The sequence below is a fragment of the Streptomyces justiciae genome (assembly GCF_015163075.1).
GTDB classification, from domain to species: Bacteria; Actinomycetota; Actinomycetes; order Streptomycetales; family Streptomycetaceae; genus Streptomyces; species Streptomyces justiciae.
Genome location: NZ_JADDXU010000002.1, coordinates 634,838 through 654,848, shown reverse-complemented (window position 1 = coordinate 654,848; position 20,011 = coordinate 634,838). Strand labels below are relative to the sequence as shown.

The 20,011-nt window shown below is 73.2% G+C and carries 14 protein-coding genes; 5 read left to right on the top strand and 9 right to left on the bottom strand.

Annotated features, from left to right (window positions below):
- Positions 1-150: 150 nt before the first annotated feature.
- The 3 genes from IQ210_RS06965 to IQ210_RS06955 all read right to left on the bottom strand — a co-directional run bounded on the left by IQ210_RS06965 (position 151) and on the right by IQ210_RS06955 (position 5,169).
- Complete coding sequence (locus IQ210_RS06965) at positions 151-1,473, bottom strand: MFS transporter (protein ID WP_194077952.1); 1,323 nt, start codon at positions 1,471-1,473, stop codon at positions 151-153.
- 244 nt (positions 1,474-1,717) lie between these two features.
- The gene (locus IQ210_RS06960) at positions 1,718-3,697 is read right to left on the bottom strand and encodes a sensor histidine kinase (protein WP_194077951.1); all 1,980 of its coding nucleotides are present in this window, start codon (positions 3,695-3,697) and stop codon (positions 1,718-1,720) included.
- A 71-nt stretch (positions 3,698-3,768) separates the two neighbouring features.
- Positions 3,769-5,169, bottom strand: a complete 1,401-nt coding sequence (locus tag IQ210_RS06955; protein WP_228047066.1) for an aldehyde dehydrogenase family protein — start codon at positions 5,167-5,169, stop codon at positions 3,769-3,771.
- Positions 5,170-5,229: 60 nt separating this feature from the next.
- Here IQ210_RS06955 and IQ210_RS06950 point away from each other — a divergent pair, with 60 nt between their 5' ends.
- The 5 genes from IQ210_RS06950 to IQ210_RS06930 all read left to right on the top strand — a co-directional run bounded on the left by IQ210_RS06950 (position 5,230) and on the right by IQ210_RS06930 (position 12,335).
- Positions 5,230-5,700 (top strand): DUF1569 domain-containing protein, encoded by a 471-nt coding sequence (locus IQ210_RS06950; protein ID WP_194077949.1) that lies wholly within the window; start codon positions 5,230-5,232, stop codon positions 5,698-5,700.
- Positions 5,693-6,310 (top strand): TetR/AcrR family transcriptional regulator, encoded by a 618-nt coding sequence (locus IQ210_RS06945; protein ID WP_194077948.1) that lies wholly within the window; start codon positions 5,693-5,695, stop codon positions 6,308-6,310. Before IQ210_RS06950 ends, IQ210_RS06945 begins: the two co-directional genes overlap by 8 nt.
- A gap of 103 nt (positions 6,311-6,413) precedes the next feature.
- Entirely contained in the window at positions 6,414-7,403 is a 990-nt protein-coding gene (locus IQ210_RS06940) for a hypothetical protein (RefSeq protein ID WP_194077947.1), read from the top strand.
- Between the two features lie 157 nt (positions 7,404-7,560).
- Positions 7,561-9,399, top strand: coding sequence for an HSP90 family protein (locus tag IQ210_RS06935; RefSeq protein WP_194077946.1), 1,839 nt, complete (start codon positions 7,561-7,563; stop codon positions 9,397-9,399).
- Between the two features lie 2 nt (positions 9,400-9,401).
- Positions 9,402-12,335, top strand: coding sequence for a hypothetical protein (locus IQ210_RS06930; protein ID WP_194077945.1), 2,934 nt, complete (start codon positions 9,402-9,404; stop codon positions 12,333-12,335).
- 47 nt (positions 12,336-12,382) lie between these two features.
- On the opposite strand, the gene exaC is transcribed toward IQ210_RS06930, so the two are convergent.
- The 6 genes from exaC to xylB form a co-directional block, all read right to left on the bottom strand.
- Positions 12,383-13,906 carry an acetaldehyde dehydrogenase ExaC gene (exaC, locus tag IQ210_RS06925; protein ID WP_194077944.1) on the bottom strand — a complete coding sequence of 508 codons (1,524 nt, stop codon included), beginning with the start codon at positions 13,904-13,906 and terminating at the stop codon, positions 12,383-12,385.
- Positions 13,907-13,983: 77 nt separating this feature from the next.
- Positions 13,984-15,249, bottom strand: coding sequence for a GAF domain-containing protein (locus IQ210_RS06920; protein ID WP_194078212.1), 1,266 nt, complete (start codon positions 15,247-15,249; stop codon positions 13,984-13,986).
- A 92-nt stretch (positions 15,250-15,341) separates the two neighbouring features.
- Complete coding sequence (locus IQ210_RS06915; protein ID WP_194077943.1) at positions 15,342-15,947, bottom strand: N-acetylmuramoyl-L-alanine amidase; 606 nt, start codon at positions 15,945-15,947, stop codon at positions 15,342-15,344.
- A 44-nt stretch (positions 15,948-15,991) separates the two neighbouring features.
- Entirely contained in the window at positions 15,992-17,005 is a 1,014-nt protein-coding gene (locus tag IQ210_RS06910; RefSeq protein WP_194077942.1) for an acetamidase/formamidase family protein, read from the bottom strand.
- A gap of 289 nt (positions 17,006-17,294) precedes the next feature.
- Positions 17,295-18,503 (bottom strand): ROK family transcriptional regulator, encoded by a 1,209-nt coding sequence (locus IQ210_RS06905; protein WP_194077941.1) that lies wholly within the window; start codon positions 18,501-18,503, stop codon positions 17,295-17,297.
- Between the two features lie 42 nt (positions 18,504-18,545).
- The gene (gene xylB / locus IQ210_RS06900; RefSeq protein WP_194077940.1) at positions 18,546-19,982 is read right to left on the bottom strand and encodes a xylulokinase; all 1,437 of its coding nucleotides are present in this window, start codon (positions 19,980-19,982) and stop codon (positions 18,546-18,548) included.
- Positions 19,983-20,011 lie beyond the last annotated feature (29 nt).

Below are 20,011 nucleotides of genomic sequence, written 5' to 3'. Positions count from 1 at the left end.
GGCGGACGTGTCGGGGCGGGGGTTGCGGTTCGGTCTTCCGGTCTTGGCGCGGACGCGTTGGGGGAGCGGCTGCGGCTCGATGGCCAGGCCTCCTCGCGGACGTGTCAGAACCGCGGTTGCGGTTCGGTCCTCCGACCTCGGCGCAGCGCGTCAGGACCGGGGCTGCGGCTCGGCGGTTCGGCCTCGGCGCCCGGCCGTCAGCAGTCCGCCCGCGACCGCCGCCGCGGCGACCCCCAGCATCCCCACCGCCCCCGCGAGGCTCCCCACCGCGGCCTCCCCGCCCAACAGCACCAGCGGGCAGACGAACTCCCCGCCGAAGAACGCGGCCATCCACAGGCCCGTCCCCCGGCCGCGGTCCTCGAACGCCAGCCGGGACATCGCGCTCGTCAGCAGGGCGGGCAGCAGCATCCCCGTACCGACGCAGTTGATCACCGCGCCGACCACCAGCAGCGCCGCGTTCCCGGCCACGGCCATCACCCCGAAGCCGACGGCGCACACCGCCAGCACCCCGGGCAGCAGAGGCTCGGGCGCGCGCTTCAGCCGCGCGAAGGTGACCGCCCCGCCCACGGTTGCCGCACTGGCGACGGCGGTGGCCAGGCCGATCACGCCGGAGCTCTCCACGCCGAGGTCGTCGAGGAGGTACGACATCTCGACCGGGACCGTGTAGAAGACCATCGCACCGAAGAAGGTGAGCGCGCAGATGCCACCCAACTGCCGCCAGGGGAAGGTGCGTCGGGGTTCGACAGCCGCCGCCGCCCCGGCCGCCGCCGCCCCGGCCGCCGCCGCCCCGGCCACCGCCGCCCCGGCCGGCGCCGCTCCGACCGCCGCCGCTCCGCCCCTCGCCGGTGCCGGCAGCGCCGACGCCATCAGCGGCGCCAGGACCAGGCTCACGGCGTACACCCAGAACGGCACCCGCCAGCCCGCCGACCCGACAGCCCCGCCGAGCACGAAGAAGACGGTGGCCGACGCGGAGGCGCACATGGTCTGCAGGGCGAGGTACTTCACGCGCCGCTGCCCGCTGTAGTAGTCGCCGATCAGCGTGGTGCAGCACGTCATGATCGCGGCTTCCGCGACCCCGACCAGCGCCCGGCTCGCGATGATCGCGCCGAGGGACTCCAGCCACAGCGGGGCCGTGCCGAACACGGCGTACAGCAGGGTCGCCACGATCAGCAGCCGCCTGCGGCCCAGCCGGTCCACGATCACCCCGGCGAACGGCGCGAGCAGCGCGAGCGCCAGCGCCGGGACGGTCAGGGCCAGCGGCACGAGCGCCTTGGCGCCGGGCACCGAAGCGAAGTGGTCCTGCATCTTCGGCAGGACCGGGGCGATGAGCACCGCTCCGAGGATCGGCAGACAGCTGCCCGCCATGAGCAGCGTCACGCGCAGCAGATGGGCCGGGCCCACGACGGCGACGGGGGACGCGGATGTTTCGTCGTCGTCCGTGAGGGTGGGGGACTGGGGCACGGAAGCGGGCATGGCGACTCCAGGGACGGGCGGGAGCGGGCATGCCGGTCGGGGCGCCGAGGGCGCACGGCATGCGGGGACGTCCGTGGCAGCTCCCGCCGGGGCAGACAGCGGCATGCGGTGGGGACGGCCAGGTGGGGACGACTATGAGTGGCCGGGCCCACCCACCGCCATCCCTCCCGCGATCCGAATCCCGTATCCGGCTCATCCACCCGATGAATGGGCCGCCCTGCGCCGCGCTGCTTGTGCCGTCGCCTCAGAGGTTGCTGTACGCGGCAGGTGCCCCCTCGTCCGCCAGCGTGGTGTACGGCAGCATGACCAGCGCGATGGCCCCGTACTCCGCCCGGGCGGGCCGCAACTGGACCCGGATGCCGTGCCGTTCGGCCAGCCTGCCGACCACGAAGAGCCCCATACGCCGGGAGATCGCGGCGTCCACGGTCGGTGGGTCGGCGAGTTTACGGTTGAGCTCGGCGAAGTCCTGCGAGGTCAGGCCGACTCCCTCGTCGTGGATCTCCACCATGGCACGCCCGTCCGGGAGTTGGGCCGCGGTGACCCGTACCGGGCTTCGCGGCGAGGAGAACGTGGTCGCGTTCTCCAGGAGTTCGGCCAGCAGATGCACGAGGTCGGTCGCTGCGCGGCCGTGGACGAGCGTCTCGGGGATGCCGGAGATCTGGACCCGCTCGTACTGCTCGACCTCGGACGCGGCGGCCCGCACGGTGTCGATGAGCGGCATCGGCTGGTCCCAGCGGTGCCGGGGTTCCTCCCCGGCGAGCACGAGCAGGTTCTCGCCGTTGCGGCGCATACGCGTCGCCAGGTGGTCCAGGCGGAAGAGGTTCTCCAGCTGGTCGGGGTCGGCCTCGTTCTTCTCCAGGTCGGTCAGCAGGTGCAGCTGTCCCTCGACGAGTGCCTCCGACCGGCGCGAGAGGCTGGTGAAGATGGCGCTGACGTTGCCGCGCAACAGGGCTTGTTCCGCGGCGAGTTGGACGGCCTCGCGGTGGACCTGGTCGAAGGCCCTGGCGACCTCGCCGATCTCGTCCCTGGTGTCGATGGGGATGGGGGCGACGCGCGTGTTCACCGGATGAGGGCGCGGCTGGGACAACTTCTCGACCAGTGCGGGCAGTTGCGTCTGGGCGATGTCCAGGGCGGCCCCGCGCAGCCGGCGCATGCTGCCGGTCATCGAGCGCGCGACCCACATGGCCAGCAGGAAGGCCAGCACGACCGCGGCCACGACGACCACGGAGTTGACGAGCGCGTCCCGCCGGGCGTCGTCGGAGATCTCCTCGGCCTTGGCGAGCGCCGTGTCCGAGAGCTGCACCTCGACGCGCCGGTAGGCGTCGAAGGCGAGCGTCGAGGCGGTGAAGAACGACTCCGGGGTGATGCCCTCGGCCGCCAGCTTCTCTGCCGTGGCGCCGGACGAGATCCGCTGGATCATCTCCTCCAGCGGCGGCGGGGCGACGAACGGCTTCCCGGCGTCCTCGGCCTTCTGCGCCGCCTCGGCCGCGAGTGACTCGCCCTTCTTCCGGGCGGCCGCCATGGCCTGGTCGAGGCGGTCCATGTCCTCGCTGGTGCCGGCGCCGGCGAACTCCTGGAGCGCGACCTGCTGGAGGTAGGCGTAGGAGCGGAACGTGGCGAGCTGGACGTCCAGTTCACCGTCCGCCAGGTCGTCGCGGTCCTGGACGAGGACGCGTTGGCCGATGGCCCGGGTCAGCGACTCGGCGGCCTGGGTGAGGGAGAGGGCGTACAGGGTGCGGCCGAAGCTCGCCTGGTTGCTGCTGCCGAACCCCAGCTCGTTGGAGAGTTCCATCAGGGGGTGCTGGATGAGGTGGTACTTCTCCTCGGTCTGGACGCCGGGGAGCTTGGCCGTGAAGGCGTCCTCGCGCAACTCCGTCAGCGCCTTTTCACCGGTGCGGACCGCCGCGACGCGCTTGAGGAGACGAGTCGAGCGCGGCATGTTCGCCACCGCCCTGTCGAAGTCCTTCCGGTCCTGGTCGGTGATCGCGCGGGCCTTGGTGATCGCGCTGTCCGACCGCTTCCCCTTGAGCAGCGGGACGACCGAGACGTCCCGCTCGTTGATGACGTCGCTCGCGTACTTGTTGGCCGTCTGCACCAGTTGGGCGACCCGCACGGCGTCCTCGGCGTCCTGCAGTGTGTCGATCGAGCGTTTCCCCCGGAAGGCGCCGAGGGACAGCGCGACGAGCACGGGGATGAGGAGGACGACGTACAGGCGCTTCGCCATGCGCCAGTTCCGCATGGATAAGGGGGCCCGGCTTGCTGTTCTCACGTGCGTGACGGCCTTTCTCGGTCGGGTCAGGTGAACCGGCGCAGCAGCCGGTCCTTGCCGCGGGTGAACGGCGGGTACGCCAGCCGCAGGGTGTCCGGCAGCCGCGGCTTGTCCAGCACGGCCTTGACGTGGCTGAACGTGTCGATGGAGTACGTCCCGTGGTAGCGGCCCAGTCCGCTCTCGCCGACCCCGCCGAACGGCAGCCCCGGCACGGCGAGATGGGCGTTGGGCACCCCGAACGCCAGGGCGCCGGACGAGGTTTCGCCCGTCAGTCGGCGCTTGGACGCCGCCGAGGCGGTGAACGCGTAGAGCGCCAGCGGCTTTTCCCGCGCGGTGATGAACGCGATCGCCGCGTCCAGGTCGGGGACCCGCACGACGGGCAGGATCGGCCCGAAGATCTCCTCCCGCATCACCGGGGAGTCGACGTCGACGTCGGCGAGGACGGTGGGCGCGAAGTAGAGCCGGGAGCGGTCGTGTTCGCCGCCGACCACGACCCGGCCGCCGGCCGGCAGCGCGGCGAGCCGGTCGAAGTGACGCTCGTTGACGATCCGGCCGTAGTCCTCGCTCGTGGCCGGGTCCGCGCCGTACATCTCCCGGATCGCGGCGGCGAGCGCGTCCTGGAGGCCGTCGGCCGTGTCGCCGACGGCCAGTACGTAGTCGGGCGCGACGCAGGTCTGCCCGGCGTTCATGAACTTGCCCCAGGCGATGCGGCGGGCGGCCGAGGCGAGGTCGGTACCGGGTTCGACGACGGCGGGACTCTTGCCGCCGAGTTCCAGGGTGACGGGGGTGAGGTGCCGGGCCGCTGCGGCCATGACGATGCGTCCGACCGTGCCGTTGCCGGTGTAGAAGACATGGTCGAACCGCTGTTCCAGCAGGGCTGTCGTCTCTGCCACTCCCCCTTCTACGACGGCGACGGCCTCGGGGTTCAGCACCCGGGGCAGCCACTCGGCCAGAGCGGCCGACGTCGCGGGCGCCAGCTCGCTCGGTTTCACGACCGCGCAGTTGCCCGCCGCGAGCGCGCCGACCACCGGGGCCAGGGCCAGCTGGAGGGGGTAGTTCCAGGGGCTGATGACCAGCACCGTGCCCAGCGGCTCGCGCACGGTGCGGGCCCGGGCCGGCGCCAGGGCGAGGGGGACGCCGACCCGGCGCGGACGCAGCCAGCGGTCCAGATGGCGCAGGGTGTGGTCGATCTCGTTGACCAGGAACCCGATCTCGGTGGTGTACGCCTCCGTGCGGCTCTTGCCGAGGTCGGCGCGCAGGGCCGCTGCGAACACCTCCTCGTGCTCGGTCAACATCCGGCGCAGTGCCCGGAGTTGGGACTTGCGCCAGGCCACGGGGCGGGTCAGGCCGGTGGCGAAGGCGGCGTTCAGGCGGGAGACGGTGCCGGCCGCCGTGTCGGGGCGTGCCAGGTCTGTGGAGGAGGGCATGCGGGCGAGCATAAACGAAACGAAAGCTTTTCGTTTCGGTATTGGGTTATTCTGTGACCCATGAGTTCGGCCACTTCGTCCAGTCCTCCCGCCCTCCACGAGTCAGCGGCGCTGCTCCGCGGCGCCCTCGACCGCCCCGAGCGGGAGCTGCTCGCCCCCGGCGGCCCGTGGAACCTCTCCCAGACGCTCCAGCACTGCGCCCAGACCGTCCGCTACTCCGTCGTCGGATACCCGCGCCTCAAGCCCGCCCTGTTCCGGGCCACCGCCGGAGCGCTGGCCAAGCGGCTCTTCCTGCGCCGCGGCGCGATGCGGCACCCGCTCGGCGCGGAGATCGACGGCGCCCCACCGCTGGTGGCGGACCGGCCGGTGGCGGAGGCCGTCGCCGACTTCGAGGACGCCGTGAACCTGTTCACCGCGCACACCGCGGACCACGCACCGCATCCGGCGTACGGCCGCTGCACGCACGAGGAGTTCGAGCGCCTGCACGCCCTCCACCTCGCCGAGCACCTGCCGGGACTGACGCGTGGCTGACGCCGTACCGCAGCGGGGCCGGCCCCGTGACGCCGCGCGCGACCGGGCCCTGCTGGAGGCCACGCTCGCCGTCCTGGCCGAGAGCGGGTACGGCGGGCTGACCACGGCCGCCGTCGCCGCCCGCGCCGGTGTCTCCACGGCCACCCTCTACCGCCGCTGGTCCTCCAAGGAGGACCTGGTGATCGCCGCCGTGGCCGCCTACGCAGGAGACCTCGGGGCCCAGCCCGACACCGGCACGCTCGACGGCGACCTGCGGGTCCTCCTGCGGGACAAGGCCGTCGCGCTGACCGGCCGCAGCGGTCAGCTGATCCGCACCCTGATCGGCGAGGCCGCCCACAACGACGCCCTGGCCGAGGCGCTCACGGCGGCACTGATGACGCCGGTGCGGGAGCGCGTGGACGTGATCGTCGAGCGTGCGGTCGCCCGCGGTGAGATCCCGCCCCTGAAGGACCGCGACCTGGTCGGCGACCTGGTCATAGGCCCGGTCGTCAGCATGTTCACCCTCGCCCCGCAACCGCCCCACGAGGTCGCCGAGGCCACGGCGCGGGCGGCGGCGGACCGGCTGCTGCCGTTCGTGCTGCGTGCGGTGGGCGGGAAGGCGAAGGCATAGGGCTCGGTGGCGTGCGGCGGGTGTGAAAACCCTGTGGAAGCGGTGTCGGTGGTGCCGTTTATGCTGCACCGAACGATCAGGCGGGGCCAGGGGAGGGCACGGCATGTTGGGGAAGCTGTTCGGGAGAAGCGCGGGCTCGGCGGAGCATCCGCACGCGCTTCCCGTCCCGCGCAGACAGCGGGGCGGGGTCTACAAGCTTCAGGCGCTGGGGGACGCGCGGGTGCTCGCGCTGGTCGAGGCGGCCCGCGCGGGTGACTGGACGGCGGTCAAGGCGGCCATGGCCCCCTTCGACCTTGGCAGCGAGCAGGCGGTCCTGGGGCAACTGTCCGTGGTGGACGGTGTGGAGGAGTGGATCGTCCGTGCCGCCGACGAGGACAAGGGCGACGACGAGCTCCGGGCGACCGCCCTGCTGATCTCGGGTGCGCGCCACATCTCCTGGGGCTGGGACGCCCGCACCTCCGCGCGTGCCGTGGACGTCAGCCGCGAGCAGTGGCAGACCTTCTACGAGCGGCTGCGCATCGCCGAGGATCACCTGCTCGAAGCCGCCGAGCTGCGGCCCGACTGGGTCACGCCCTGGCGCCAACTGATCACCTCGGGACGCGGCATGTCCCTCGACGACAACGTCCAGGACGCCCGCCTCGCCGCCGGTCTGCGCCGTGACCCGCTGAATGTGGACATCCACCTGGAGTGGGTGTCGCACCTCCAGCCCCGCTGGGGCGGAGAGCCGGGCCAGGCCCTGGAGTTCGCCCAGAAGGCCTTCGCCGCCGCCCCCGACGGGCACCGGCTGGGCTGTGTCGTCGCCATGGCCCGTATCGAGGAGTGGGTGGAGTCCGACCACCGCGACTGCCTCCAGGACCCGCGGATCCGCACCGAGTTGAGAGAGGCGGCGGAGCGCAGCATCCTGCACCACGCCTACGAGCGTCGCCTGGGCTGGCAGGGCGACTACAACATCTTCGCGATGGCCCTCGCGCTGGCGGGCAGCAGCACGGCCTCCAATGTCTTCCGTGAGCTGGAGGGCGCGTACACGGAGTGGCCGTGGGTCTTCATGTCGGATCCGCAGAAGGCGTACACACGCCTGCGCAAGGCTTTCTGAGCCTCCGCCCACCCGGCCGATCAGAAGGCGTACGCGCGTCTCCGCAAGGCTTTCTGAGCCACCGCCCACCCGGCCGATCAGAAGGCGTACGCACGTCTCCGCAAGGCTTTCTGAGCCACCGCCCGCCTCCGCCCTTTCCTTCACCCCGGACTACCCCATGCCCCTGCGTCACAACGCCGCCGAGCCCGCCGCCACCGACCGCACCTTCCAGGTCGACCTCCGCGGTCTGGTCGACCTCCTCTCCCACCACCTCTACTCCAGCCCCCGCGTCTACCTGCGCGAACTGATGCAGAACGCGGTCGACGCCCTCACCGCACGGCACGCCGTCGAGCCGGGCGGCGGCTTCGGCATCCGCCTGTACGCGGACGGCGCGACCGTGCGCGTCGAGGACGACGGCGTCGGTCTCACCGAGGCCGACGTGCACACCTTCCTCGCCACGATCGGCCGCAGCAGCAAGCGTGCCGACCAGGTCGCCGAGCAACGCGCCGACTTCATCGGCCAGTTCGGCATCGGCCTGCTCTCCTGCTTCCTGGTCGCCGACGAGATCCACGTCGTCAGCCGCTCCGCCCGCACCCCCGACGCCCCCGCCGTGGAATGGCGCGGCCGCGGCGACGGCAGCTACACCGTCCGCACCCTGCCCGCCTCCGCCCGCCCCCGGCCCGGTACGACCGTCACGCTGACGCCGCGCGCCGACGCGGGCGAGTGGACCCGCCCGACCCAAGTCCACGCGCTGGCCCGCCACTTCGGCTCCCTGCTGCGCCACCCGGTGACCTTCCACGACGGCTCGGGCGGCGCGGCCGTACCGGTGAACCCCGAGCCCGCGCCCTGGTCGGCCACGTACCCCACCCCCGGAGCCCGCTCCCGCGCCCTGGCCGCGTACGGCGAAGAGGTCTTCGGATTCACGCCGTTGGACACCATCGAGCTGGACCTCCCAGCCGTCGGCCTGAAGGGCATCGCCTGTGTGCTGCCCGAGGCGGTGCCCGCCGGGCGGCGCCACGGACACCGCGTGCACGTCAAGGGCATGCTGCTGTCCGAGCAGGCCGAGGAGATCCTGCCCGAGTGGGCGTTCTTCGTGCGCTGTGTCGTCGACGCCGAGAGCCTGCGCCCGACCGCGTCCCGCGAGGCGCTCTACGAGGACGACACCCTCGCCGCCGTCCGCGACGCCCTCGCCGACCGGCTGCGCGCCTGGATCGCCCGCGCCGCCGCCAGCGACCCCGAACTCCTCAACCGTTTCCTCCAGGCCCACCACCTGGCCGTGAAGTCCCTCGCCGTGCACGACGACGAGATCCTGCGGATGCTGCTGCCCTGGCTGCCGTTCGAGACCACCGCCGGGCACTGCACCCTCGACGAGTTCGCCCGTACCCACCGCACCGTCCTCGTCACGTCCAGCGTCGAGGAGTTCCGCCAGGTCGCGGCCATCGCCTCGGCCGCCGGACTCGGTGTCGTCAACGGCGGCTACACCTACGACCGCCAACTGGTCCACCGGCTGCCCGAGATCAGGCCCGAGGTCACCGTCGCCGACCTCGACCCGGCCACTCTCACCGCCCACCTCGACCCCGTCGACCGGGAGACGGAGCTGGCCGCCGCGGCCTACCTGGCCCAGGCCCGCGACGCCCTCGCGGTCTTCGACTGCGACGTCGCCCTGCGCACCTTCCAGCCCGCGTCCGCCCCCGCGCTCCTCGTCGACAGCCGAGAGGCCCGGCACGAACGCACCCGCTCCCAGCTCGCCCGCGAGCAGGAGGGCGGCCTGTGGGGCGACATCCTCGGCGCCCTGCGCCAGGAGGCCCCGCGCGCCCAGCTGATCCTCAACCAGCTGAACCCGCTGGTCCGCACCGCCGTCACCATCGACGAGCCCGAACTGGCCCGCACCAGCGCCGAAGCCCTCTACGGCCAGGCCGCGATGCTGTCCCGGCGCCCCCTGCGGCCCGCCGAGTCGAGCCTCATCAACCGCTCCTTCCTCGACCTCCTCGCCCACGCCCTCCGCAAGGACAGCTGACGATGACGACCGCACCCCAGACCACCGACGAGCTGTACCAGGCGCTCCAGGAGAACGACCGGCGCCCCTACGGCCGCACCCGCACCGTCACCGCCGAGGAACTCGTCGACGCCGCCGAGCAGTTCGCGGAGCCCGGCCCGCTCATCGACGCGCTCCTCGAACTCCAGGAGGCGTACACCTACGGCTCCGAACCCCGAAAGTCGCCCGTCGTCTTCGCGCGCCTGCTCACCCTCTTCGACGAGCAGCCCGACGTCTTCGACGAGCGCCTGCGCCACCAGCTGTTCTGGCGGTTCAAGTGGGTGGCCCACGCCCTGCGCCAGCTCCCCGAGATCCCGCTGACCAGCCTGCGCCAGTGGCTCACGGAGATGCGCGAGCGGTACGAGAAGGCCGACCTCGGCCTCCAGCCGTACTACGGGCAGGCGTACCAACTCGCCGCGCACGTGGGCGAGGACACCGCCCTCGCCTACGACCTGTGGGCGGCCCGCACCCGTACCCGGCTCAGCGACTGCGAGGCATGCGAGACCTGCCAGCGTGCCCGGTATCTGCTCCGGGCGGGCGACGACGAAGGGGCCTTGCGCGCCTTCGAGCCGGTCCTCGCGGGGAAGGAGTCGTGCAAGGAGGAGCCCGCCCGCTCCGCCTCGTACGCGCTGCTGCCGCTGCTGCGCACCGGTGCCACCGACCGGGCCCGCGAACTGCACCTCACCGGCTACCGCGCCTGCCGCCGCAACCCCTCGATGTCCGAAGAGGTCGGCCGGCACCTGGAGTTCTGCGCGCTCACCGGCAACGAGGCCCGCGGTCTCGAACTGCTCGCCGAGAACCGGAATCTGTTCGACGAGGTCGACTCGCCGCTCGACCAACTCGGCTTCCTCACCGGCGTGGAGGTCCTCCTCCAGCGTGTCGAGGGCCTCGGCCACGGTGACCTGCCCGCCGCCGGATACCCGGGCCGCACCTGGACGGTGGCCGGGCTGCGCGCCGAGGTGCGCGGCCGCGCCGACGACCTCGCCGCCCGCTTCGACGCCCGCAACGGGACCACGACCCACGCCGACCGCCGCAGGGCCCGCCTCGACAGGGCCCCGCTGCTGGAGAGACTCGAACTGACCCTGCGCACGCGGGAGCTGGACGACGTGGCCCCGGCCACCCCGGTAGCGGCGCCCACTATCCCCGCAGCGGCCGCCGTACCCGAGTCCCTGCCCGAACTCATCCTCCGGGCACGGGAGTTGGACGAGGTGGGGCACCCGGACGCGCAGGCCTGCTGGGCCCGCCTGCGCACCCTCGTCGCCGCCCCCGACTACAGCCACCCAGACGACCCGGCCGTCGGCCCCCTCGTCCGCCTCCGCGCGGACCTGCTGGCCGAAGAAGCCCACCGGGCGGGCGTCAAGGACGAGTACGCCGACTCCGCCGCCCTCCACGAGGAGGCCGCGGCCCTGTACGACGACGCCGGCGAACCGGCCGACGCCGCCGTCTCCCGCGCCTGCGCGCTGCTCGCCACGGCCGAGATCCCCCCGCAGGGCGAGGACGCCGTCGAGGCGCGGGTGGCCGGGCTGACCGACGCGCACGCCGCCATGGTCCGGCTGCACGAGGAGACGCCCGACCTCGCCCCGTACCAGGAGGCCCGACTGCTCCGGCTGCGGGCCACCACGCTCGCCGTACGCCTCCAGACGTCGGGGAAGGAGGAGCACATCGCGCCGGTCCACGCCGAAGTGGACCTGCTGCACACGTTCGCCACCCGGCACGAGATCGCCGGGCAGATCTCCGGGGCGCTGCTGCTGCGGGCCAGCACCCACGCCGTCTCCGGCGACCTGCCCACCGCCGTCACCGAGATCGACACCGTCCTCGACTGGCTGAAGGAGCACGGCCCCGCCTGGCACATTCCGCGGACGCTCGGGCTGCGCGGCCGGCTCCAGCTCGGCCTCCGGGACGCCGAGGCCGCGTACGCGGACCTGAGCGAGGGTCTGCGGCTGGCCGCCGACTGGCCGGCCGACACCGTCGACACCACCCGGCTCCTCGGCGACCTGGCCGAGGCGAGCATGCGCCTGGGCCGCCCCGAGGAGGCCCTGCGGCACCTGACGCGCTCGGCCGAGGCGGACCTGCGCCGCGGCAGCCGGACGGACGCGTTCTGCTCCTACAGCAACGCCGCCCAGCTCAGCCTCGACCTGGGCCGCGTCGAGGACTGCATCGCGCTGCTCGACTCCCTGCTGATCGAACCGGACGTGGTCTCGGGTGAGTTGGACGACCGGCTCGTCGCCCAGCTGCGGCTGACCCGCGCCCGCGCGCTGCGCACGGGGGAGGACCTCAAGGCCGCCACCGCCGAGTTCGTCGCCCTCGCGGCCGAGTCGGCGGGCTGGGACGACGACCCGGGCAGCCACGCCATGATCGCCGCGGAGACGGCCGTACTCCTCGGCGAGTCCGGCGAGTTCGACCGGGCCCGCGCGGCCGCGGACCAGGCACTCGCCGCCCATGCGAAGGCGCCGCGCTACGAGCTGCTCAGCAACTGCCTGCGCGAACTGGCCCGCCTCCAGGCCCAGCAGCAGGGCCCCGACGGTCTCGCCGACGCCCGCGCCTTCCTCACCGACGCCGGCCGGATCGCCGACGAGGCCCGCGCCGCCGAGTACGAGGCCCACGGCCGGTCCCTGGACAGCGCCCTGGCCTACGAGCACGGCCGGGTCAACGCCTACGCCGGTGAGTACGAGGACGCGCTGACCGCCCTGGACAAGGCCCTCGCCCTGCTCGGCGAGCCGGGACGGGAGGACGGCCACGCCGATGAGTGGGCCGAGTGCGTCCGCCTCGCCGGCGCCGTGGAGGGCCTCTACCTGGAACGCCCCGCCCCGGCCCTCACCCGCCTCGACGCGGCGATCACCCGCCTGACCGCCCTGGGCCACGCCGAGGACACGGAGTCCCTGACCGCCCTGGCGGCCCGCCTCCGCGACGAGGCCTGACGGACCGGTGCCGGGGCCACCGTCCGCCCCGGCACCGGAACCCGTCCCTAGAAGAAGCCCAGCTTCCGCGGCGAGTACGACACCAGCAGGTTCTTCGTCTGCTGGTAGTGCTCCAGCATCATCTTGTGCGTCTCGCGGCCGATGCCCGAGCCCTTGTAGCCGCCGAACGCCGCGTGCGCCGGGTAGGCGTGGTAGCAGTTCGTCCACACCCGGCCCGCCTGGATCGCGCGGCCCGCGCGGTACGCCGTGTTGACGTCCCGGGTCCACACGCCGGCCCCGAGGCCGTACAGCGTGTCGTTGGCGATCTTGATGGCGTCGTCGAAGTCGTCGAAGGAGGTCACCGACACGACCGGGCCGAAGATCTCCTCCTGGAAGATCCGCATACGGTTGTCGCCCTCGAAGATGGTCGGCTGGACGTAGTAGCCGCCCTTCAACTCGCCGTCGTGCTCGATGCGCTGACCGCCCGTGAGGACCTTGGCGCCCTCCTGCCGGCCGATGTCCAGGTAGGAGAGGATCTTCTCCAGCTGGTCGTTGGAGGCCTGGGCGCCGATCATCGTGTCCGTGTCGAGCGGGTGGCCCGTCTTGATCAACTCGGTGCGGGCGACCGCGGCCTCCATGAACTCGGCGTAGTGCCCGCGCTGCACCAGCGCCCTCGACGGGCACGTGCACACCTCGCCCTGGTTGAGAGCGAACATGGTGAAGCCTTCGAGCGCCTTGTCGCGGAAGTCGTCGTCGGCCCTCCAGATGTCCTCGAAGAAGATGTTCGGGGACTTGCCGCCGAGTTCGAGGGTGACCGGGGTGATGTTCTCCGACGCGTACTGCATGATCAGCCGGCCGGTCGTGGTCTCGCCCGTGAACGCCACCTTCGCCACCCGCGGGCTGGACGCCAGCGGCTTGCCCGCCTCCACGCCGAACCCGTTGACGATGTTCACCACGCCCGGCGGCAGCAGGTCCGCGACCAGGCTCAGCCAGTAGTGGATGGACGCCGGGGTCTGCTCGGCGGGCTTCAGCACGACCGCGTTGCCCGCGGCGAGCGCCGGCGCGAGCTTCCAGGTCGCCATCAGGATCGGGAAGTTCCACGGGATGATCTGTGCCACGACGCCGAGCGGCTCGTGGAAGTGGTACGCCACCGTGTCGTCGTCGACCTCGCCGAGCGAGCCCTCCTGCGCGCGGATCGCGCCCGCGAAGTAGCGGAAGTGGTCGATCGCCAGGGGGATGTCCGCGGCCAGCGTCTCGCGCACCGGCTTGCCGTTCTCCCAGCTCTCCGCCACGGCCAGTGGTTCGAGATACGCCTCCATACGGTCGGCGATCTTGAGCAGGATGTCGGACCGCTCGGTCACCGACGTCCGCCCCCAGGCCGGCGCCGCCGCGTGCGCCGCGTCGAGCGCCCGCTCCACGTCCTCCGCCGTGCCCCGCGCGACCTCGGTGAACGGCTGCCCGTTCACCGGCGACGGGTTCTCGAAGTACTGCCCGCGGGCCGGGGGCACATACTCGCCGCCGATGAAGTGGTCGTAGCGCGCCTGGTAGGAGACGATCGCGCCCTCGGTGCCGGGCGCCGCGTAACGGGTCATGCTGCTCTGCCTCCCTGCGAAGCGCTGCCCGCCGTTGGGCAGCTCTCGGCGCGAGGCTAGGGAAGCGGACGTTGCAACTACGTTGCCGCCGGCCGCCGCCACGTGAGCTCGGACTCCAGGGCCGCGAGCCGGGCCCGCACCGCCGCCGTCGGCCGCGCCGCCGCCAGCGCCCGCCATACGTCGAAGTCGTCCTCGCCCCAGGGCGTGTGCACCCAGTCCGCCAGCAGGTCGGGGTCGCGGCGGGCGATCAGCGCCGTCCGGAGCCCGTCGGCGAGCCGTTCCCGCAGCCGCACCACCGCCGGGGCCTGCGAGGAGGGCAGCAGCGGACCGGAGTACGCCGCCGCCGCGGCCGTCACCGCGCCGGTCTCCAACCGCCGCTCCACCACGGCCACGTCCGACTCGACCGGCACCGTGAGCCGGTACGGGCGTGACTCCAGCAGCCCCGGCCCGAGCACCCGGCGCAGCCGCGCCAGTTCGGCCCGGAGCGTCACCGGTGTCACCGACTCGTCCTCGTACAGCGCGCACAGCAGCTCGTCGCCGGTCAGCCCCTCCGGATGGCGGGACAGCAGCACGAGGAGCTCGCTGTGCCGGCGGCTGAGCCTGATCCCGCGCCCGCCGACCAGCAGCCGCGCCTCGTCGCGGCCCAGCGCGCTGAGCTCCGGCAGGTCGGCGGCGGGCATCTCCGGCGCGAGCAGCGCCAGCTGGGACTCGGCGGCCCGCGCCACCGCCTGCACGAACCCCAGGCTGTGCGGATGCGCGAGCCCGTCCCCGCCGGTGATGTCGACGGCACCGAGCACCCGGCCCGTGCGCGGATCGTGCACCGGGGCCGCCGCGCAGGTCCACGGCTGCACCTGCCGTATGAAGTGCTCGGCCGCGAACACCTGCACCGGCCGGTCCACGGCCACCGCCGTACCCGGCGCGTTCGTCCCCACCGCGGTCTCCGCCCAGCGCGCGCCCGGCACGAAGTTCATCCGGTCCGCCCGCCGTCGGGTCGACGCGTGCCCCTCGACCCACAGCAGCCGGCCGTGCGCGTCGCACACCGCGAGCAGATGCTCGCCGTCCGCCGCGAACGTGCCCAGCAGTTCACGGAAGAGCGGCATCACCCGCGCCAGCGGATGCTCGGCCCGGTAGGCGCCGAGGTCGCCGTCCAGGAGCTCCACGCTCGCGGTGGCGTCCGGACCGACGCCGGCCCGCGCGGAACGCCGCCACGAGTCCGCCACCACCGGACGCACCGGCCGCGGCACGGCACCTCCCTCGGTGAATGTCTCGTGCGCCCGGCGCAGCATGCGCACGTGCTCGGCAGGGTCGGCCCCCGGCTCCAGGGCCACCCACGGATCGGTCAACTCGGCCTCCCCGAACGGCGATGCGGCTGGTGCCATCGTCACTCCCGGTACGCGCCCGGACAACCTTTTCGACCGCAGTCACCCGAACGACGTCACCGGGCGGCCTGTTCGACCGATCTCAGATAGTGCCCCCAGTCCCAGTGCGGCCCCGGATCGGTGTGGTCCGTGCCCGGTACCTCGTGGTGTCCGATGATGTGCGCGCGGTCGACCGGGATGCCGTGCCGGACACAGATGTCCGCCGTGAGCGCCGCCGACTGCTCGTAGAGGGCGCCGGTGAAGTACGCCGGCTGGTCCACCCACCCTTCGTGCTCGATGCCGATACTGCGCGTGTTGTACTCCCAGTTCCCCGCGTGCCAGGCGATGTCGGCCTCCCGGACGCACTGCGCGATGTTCCCGTCCCGCGAGCGGACCACGTAGTGCGCGGAGACCTTCTTCGCGGGGCTCCGGAAGACGCCCAGGGTCTTGCGGTAACTGGTCTGCGTGACATGGATGATCACCAGGTCGACGGGGCGGGGCGTGAGGACGTCCGCGGTGGTGTAGTTGGCGGTGGTCGCGGGCTGCCACTCGGCGGTGGTGTGGTCGACGGCGTGGGTCTCCGCGCCCGCCGGCGGGTCGGGCAGCAGGGCGTACGGGACGGCCGCGAGGGCGGCGCCCTTGAGCAGCCGGCGCCTGCTGGGCAGGGGTCTTGCCCGTTCCATGGTCGAAGAGCCTTTCGGTGGTGCGGTGTTGATCGAGACGCGGCTCAGGCGAGCAGGGTTGCAGCCGTCTCCCGGAGCCGCGCGTGCACGCCTCGGTGGGTCTCCCGCGCGGGCAGCCACTCCTTGCGGATCTTCGCCACGCACGTGTAGTTGGTGTCGCACACGTTGGCCAGCGGCGACTCGACGGCCTGGGTGGCGAACTGATACGCGTCCAGCTCGCTGAACCCGTAGTCCCGCACCAGCCACCGCACCAGGTCGAGCTGGGATATCCGGAAGGCGTCCTCCAGGGGGCGTGCCGACCCCGTCGAGATGATGTGGGTGTCCGACTCGATGCGCGGCCAGGGCGTGGCGAGCCCCTTCAGCAGCTCCACGATCACCACCGTGTTCATCGCGCACTCGACGGCGACCCCGCAGGTCTCGCCCTCGCCCTGCCGGGCGTGCCCGTCGCCGAGGCTGAGCAGCGCTCCCTCCACATTGACCCCGAGGTAGCAGGTGACGCCGGCCCGCATCTCCGGGGTGTCCATGTTCCCGCCGTGCGCGTCGGGCACCAGCGCCGAGCGGACCTCCAGATTGGCCGGGGCCACCCCCACCGTGCCGTGCATCGGGTCCATGGGCAGCTCGACCTCGATGTCGCTGTCGCGCGCCCGGAACAACGCCGTGCGACGTGTCCGGTCCAGCTGCCAGATCCACACCGTCTCGGGGAGCGGCGGCTGGAGGGTGGCCGTGGTGTGCGTGGAGGTGAGCGCGCCGAACAGGGGGACGGTGGTGGACGCGGCCCAGTCCCTCGCCGGTTCGATCGACACGAAGTGCACGGCGACCGTGTCGCCCGGCTCGGCACCCTCGATGTGGAACGGGCCGGTCTGCGGATTCAGGAACGGGAACTCGCACACCTCGGACACCAGGTCCTTCTCGGACCGCACCCGGCCGGCGAAACAGTCCTCGGTGTACAGGTCGAGGACCGTGCCGGGCGCGATCCGCGCCACCGGCGGCGCGCCGCCGAACGTCCAGGCGTACTCGCCCGGTTCGGGCCGGACCGTCAGGACGCGGAGGTCGCTCATCGCCGCACCTCGCGCAGACCGACGGCATCGTGCCGCAGCTCCGTGACCGTTTCCCCCGACATCAGCATCCCCTCGTCCCCGACCGCTGTCATGGCAGTTGTGCCTCGCGTGCATCACGGTACGGCGCGGGCGGGGTGGGCAGAAGGGTGCGGCGGGTTTCGGTGGACGACGCCCGATCTGTGGATATCTCGATCACCCACAGGGGTGAAATGGGCCTGGGTTCAGGGCCGTTCGGCCACGAGACGCCCTCGGGATCAGACGCCCGTTCGGCCATGAGGCGACCTCGGGATCAGGCCCGTTCGGCCACCGCGGCGGGATCGTCGAGGACCCCGCGGATCACCGAGTGCGCGGCACCCAGCAGCGGTCCCTCGGGGCCGAGCCGCGACACGGACACCGGACAGGCGGGGCCCGCGGTCCGCCGGTCCAACTCGGCCTCCAGCGAGGGCAGCAGCCAGGGCGCGAGCCCCGACAGCGCGCCGCCGAGCACGACGCTCTCCGGGTCCAGCAGGTTCACCGCCCCCGTCAGCGCGACGCCGAGCGCCGCCCCCGCCTCGCGCAGCGCCCGCCGTACGTCCTCGTCACCGTCGGCGGCACGGCCCGCGAGAAGCCCGACACGGTCCTCGCCGAGTTCGAGCCCCGCGGCCCGCAGCACCGCCTCCTCACCGGCGTACTGCTCCAGACACCCGCGCCCCCCGCACGGACAGGGCGGACCCTCCGGCTGCACCGGCACATGTCCCAGCTCGCCCGCGAAGCCGCGGGTCCCGCGCAGCAGACCGCCGGCGACGACGAGCGCCGCACCGATACCGATCTCCGCCGACACATGCAGGAAGTCGTGCGGCGTGGCGTCCCCGAGCCAGAGTTCCGCGAGGGCGCCGAAGTTCGCCTCGTTGTCCACGGTGAGCGGGTACGCCGAGGGCAGCAGGGCGCCGAGATCGGTGTCGTGCCAGTCGAGGTTCGGGGCGCGGACGACGGTGCTGGCGTCGCGGGCGACCAGGCCCGGCACGGCCACCGCGAGCCCCGCCGGCCACAGCCCCTCGCCCTGCGCCTCGGCGACGACCCGGTGCACCAGCTCGGTCAGTTCCTCGATCACGGGCCCGGGGGCACGGCCGCGGTTCGCGACGTGCCGCTCGGCCCGTGCCCGCACTCGTCCGCGCAGGTCGACCGCGCAGACCGCGAGATGGTCGACGCCGATCTCGGCGCCGATCCCGGCGGGGCCGTGCCCGCTGACGGCGAGTGCCGACCCGGGGCGGCCCACCCGGCCCGGCCGCTCGGGTCCCAGCTCCTCCAGCAGGCCGGAGCGTATGAGCTCGTCGACGAGGCTGGACACGGCGGCACGGGTCAGCCCGATCCGGGAGGCGACCGCGGCACGGGACAGCGGCCCCTCGGCGCTGACCGTGTGCAGCACCCGGGCCAGGTTGCGGCGGCGCATGCCCTGCTGGGTGTCGGGCAGCGAGCGCCCCGGACCGGCCGGGTGGGTGTCGTGCAGCGGTGCGGTCATGCCTCCCTCAGTCCCTCAGTCCTCGGTCATCGGGTGTGGTGCTCAATGACCGCCCGCCAGCAGCGGAGCCGCGTCGGAGAGTACCCCGGAGATCCTCGCCATCGTCGCCTCGTCCCGCTCCACGGCCTCCAGCACCGGCCCGGCGGCCGTGTTCCAGCGCCGGGCGACCGCGGCCGGGTCCTCGCCGGTCAGCAGGCCTGCGGCCTGCGCGGCGGCGCCGAGCGCGACCAGCTCCTTGGCCTCCGGCACCTGGACGGGCCGCCCCGACAGTCGTCGTACGGTCTCCTGCCAGGCCCGGCCCCGGGCGCCGCCGCCGATCAGCAGCAGCGGCGTCGAACGGTCCGCGTCCTCGTCCAGGACCAGGTCGAGCGCGCCGAGGAGCGCGTGCACGGCACCGTCGTAGGCGGCCTGGAGCAGTTGGCCGCCGGTCGTGTCGTGGCGCAGCCCGTGCAGCAGGCCCGAGGCGTTCGGCAGGTTCGGGGTGCGCTCGCCGTCCAGGTACGGCAGGAGCGTGACGTCGGAGGTGGGCTCCACGGCCTCGCGGTCCAGGCCGAGGAGGGCGGCGACGCGGTCGACGGCGAGGGTGCAGTTCAGGGTGCAGGCCAGCGGCAGCCAGTCGCCGTGCGCGTCGGCGAAGCCCGCCACCGTGCCGGTCGGGTCGGCGGGGCGGTGCTTGGACACCGCGTACACCGTGCCCGAGGTGCCCAGGCTCAGTACCGGGGTGCCGGGGCGCAGGCCGAGGCCCAGGGCGGCGGCCGCGTTGTCGCCGGTGCCGGGGGCGACCAGGGTGCCCTTGGAGAACGGCAGGTCGTGGCTGTCGCGCACGGTGCCCGCCACCTCGCCGGGGCGGACCACGCGCGGGAGGAGCGCCGGGTCGAGGCCCACATGGGCGAGGATCTCGGCGTCGTACGACTCGGTCGCCGACGCCCACCAGCCGGTGCCGGAGGCGTCGCCGCGGTCGGTCGTGCCCTGGCCGGTGAGGCGCTCGGTGAGGTAGTCGTGCGGGAGGCGCACCGACTTCGTCGCGCGGATCGCGTCCGGTTCGTGCTCGGCCAGCCACGCCCACTTCGTGACCGTGAACGACGCGCCGGGCACGCTGCCCGTGCGCTCCGCCCAGGCCTTCGGACCGCCCAGCTCCTCGATCAGCCGCGCGGCCTGCGGCGCCGAGCGGACGTCGTTCCACAGCAGGGCCGGGCGCACCGGCTCGCCCTGCTCGTCCAGAGTGACCAGGCCGTGCTGCTGGCCGCCGATCGACACCGCCGCGGCCTCGTGCGCGGCGTCGCCGCACTGGCGCAGGGCCTCGCCCAGGGCGTCCCACCACTGACGCGGGTCGCTCTCGCGGCCGGCGCCGGACGACACGGTGTGCGGCGCCTGACCGCTCGCGACCACCCGGCCGGTCGACGCGTCGACGACCAGGGCCTTGGTGGACTGCGTGGACGTGTCCACGCCGACGACGAGCGGACCCTCGGCAGCTGACATCGGGTTTCTCCCTCATGTGCGGCGTGTCT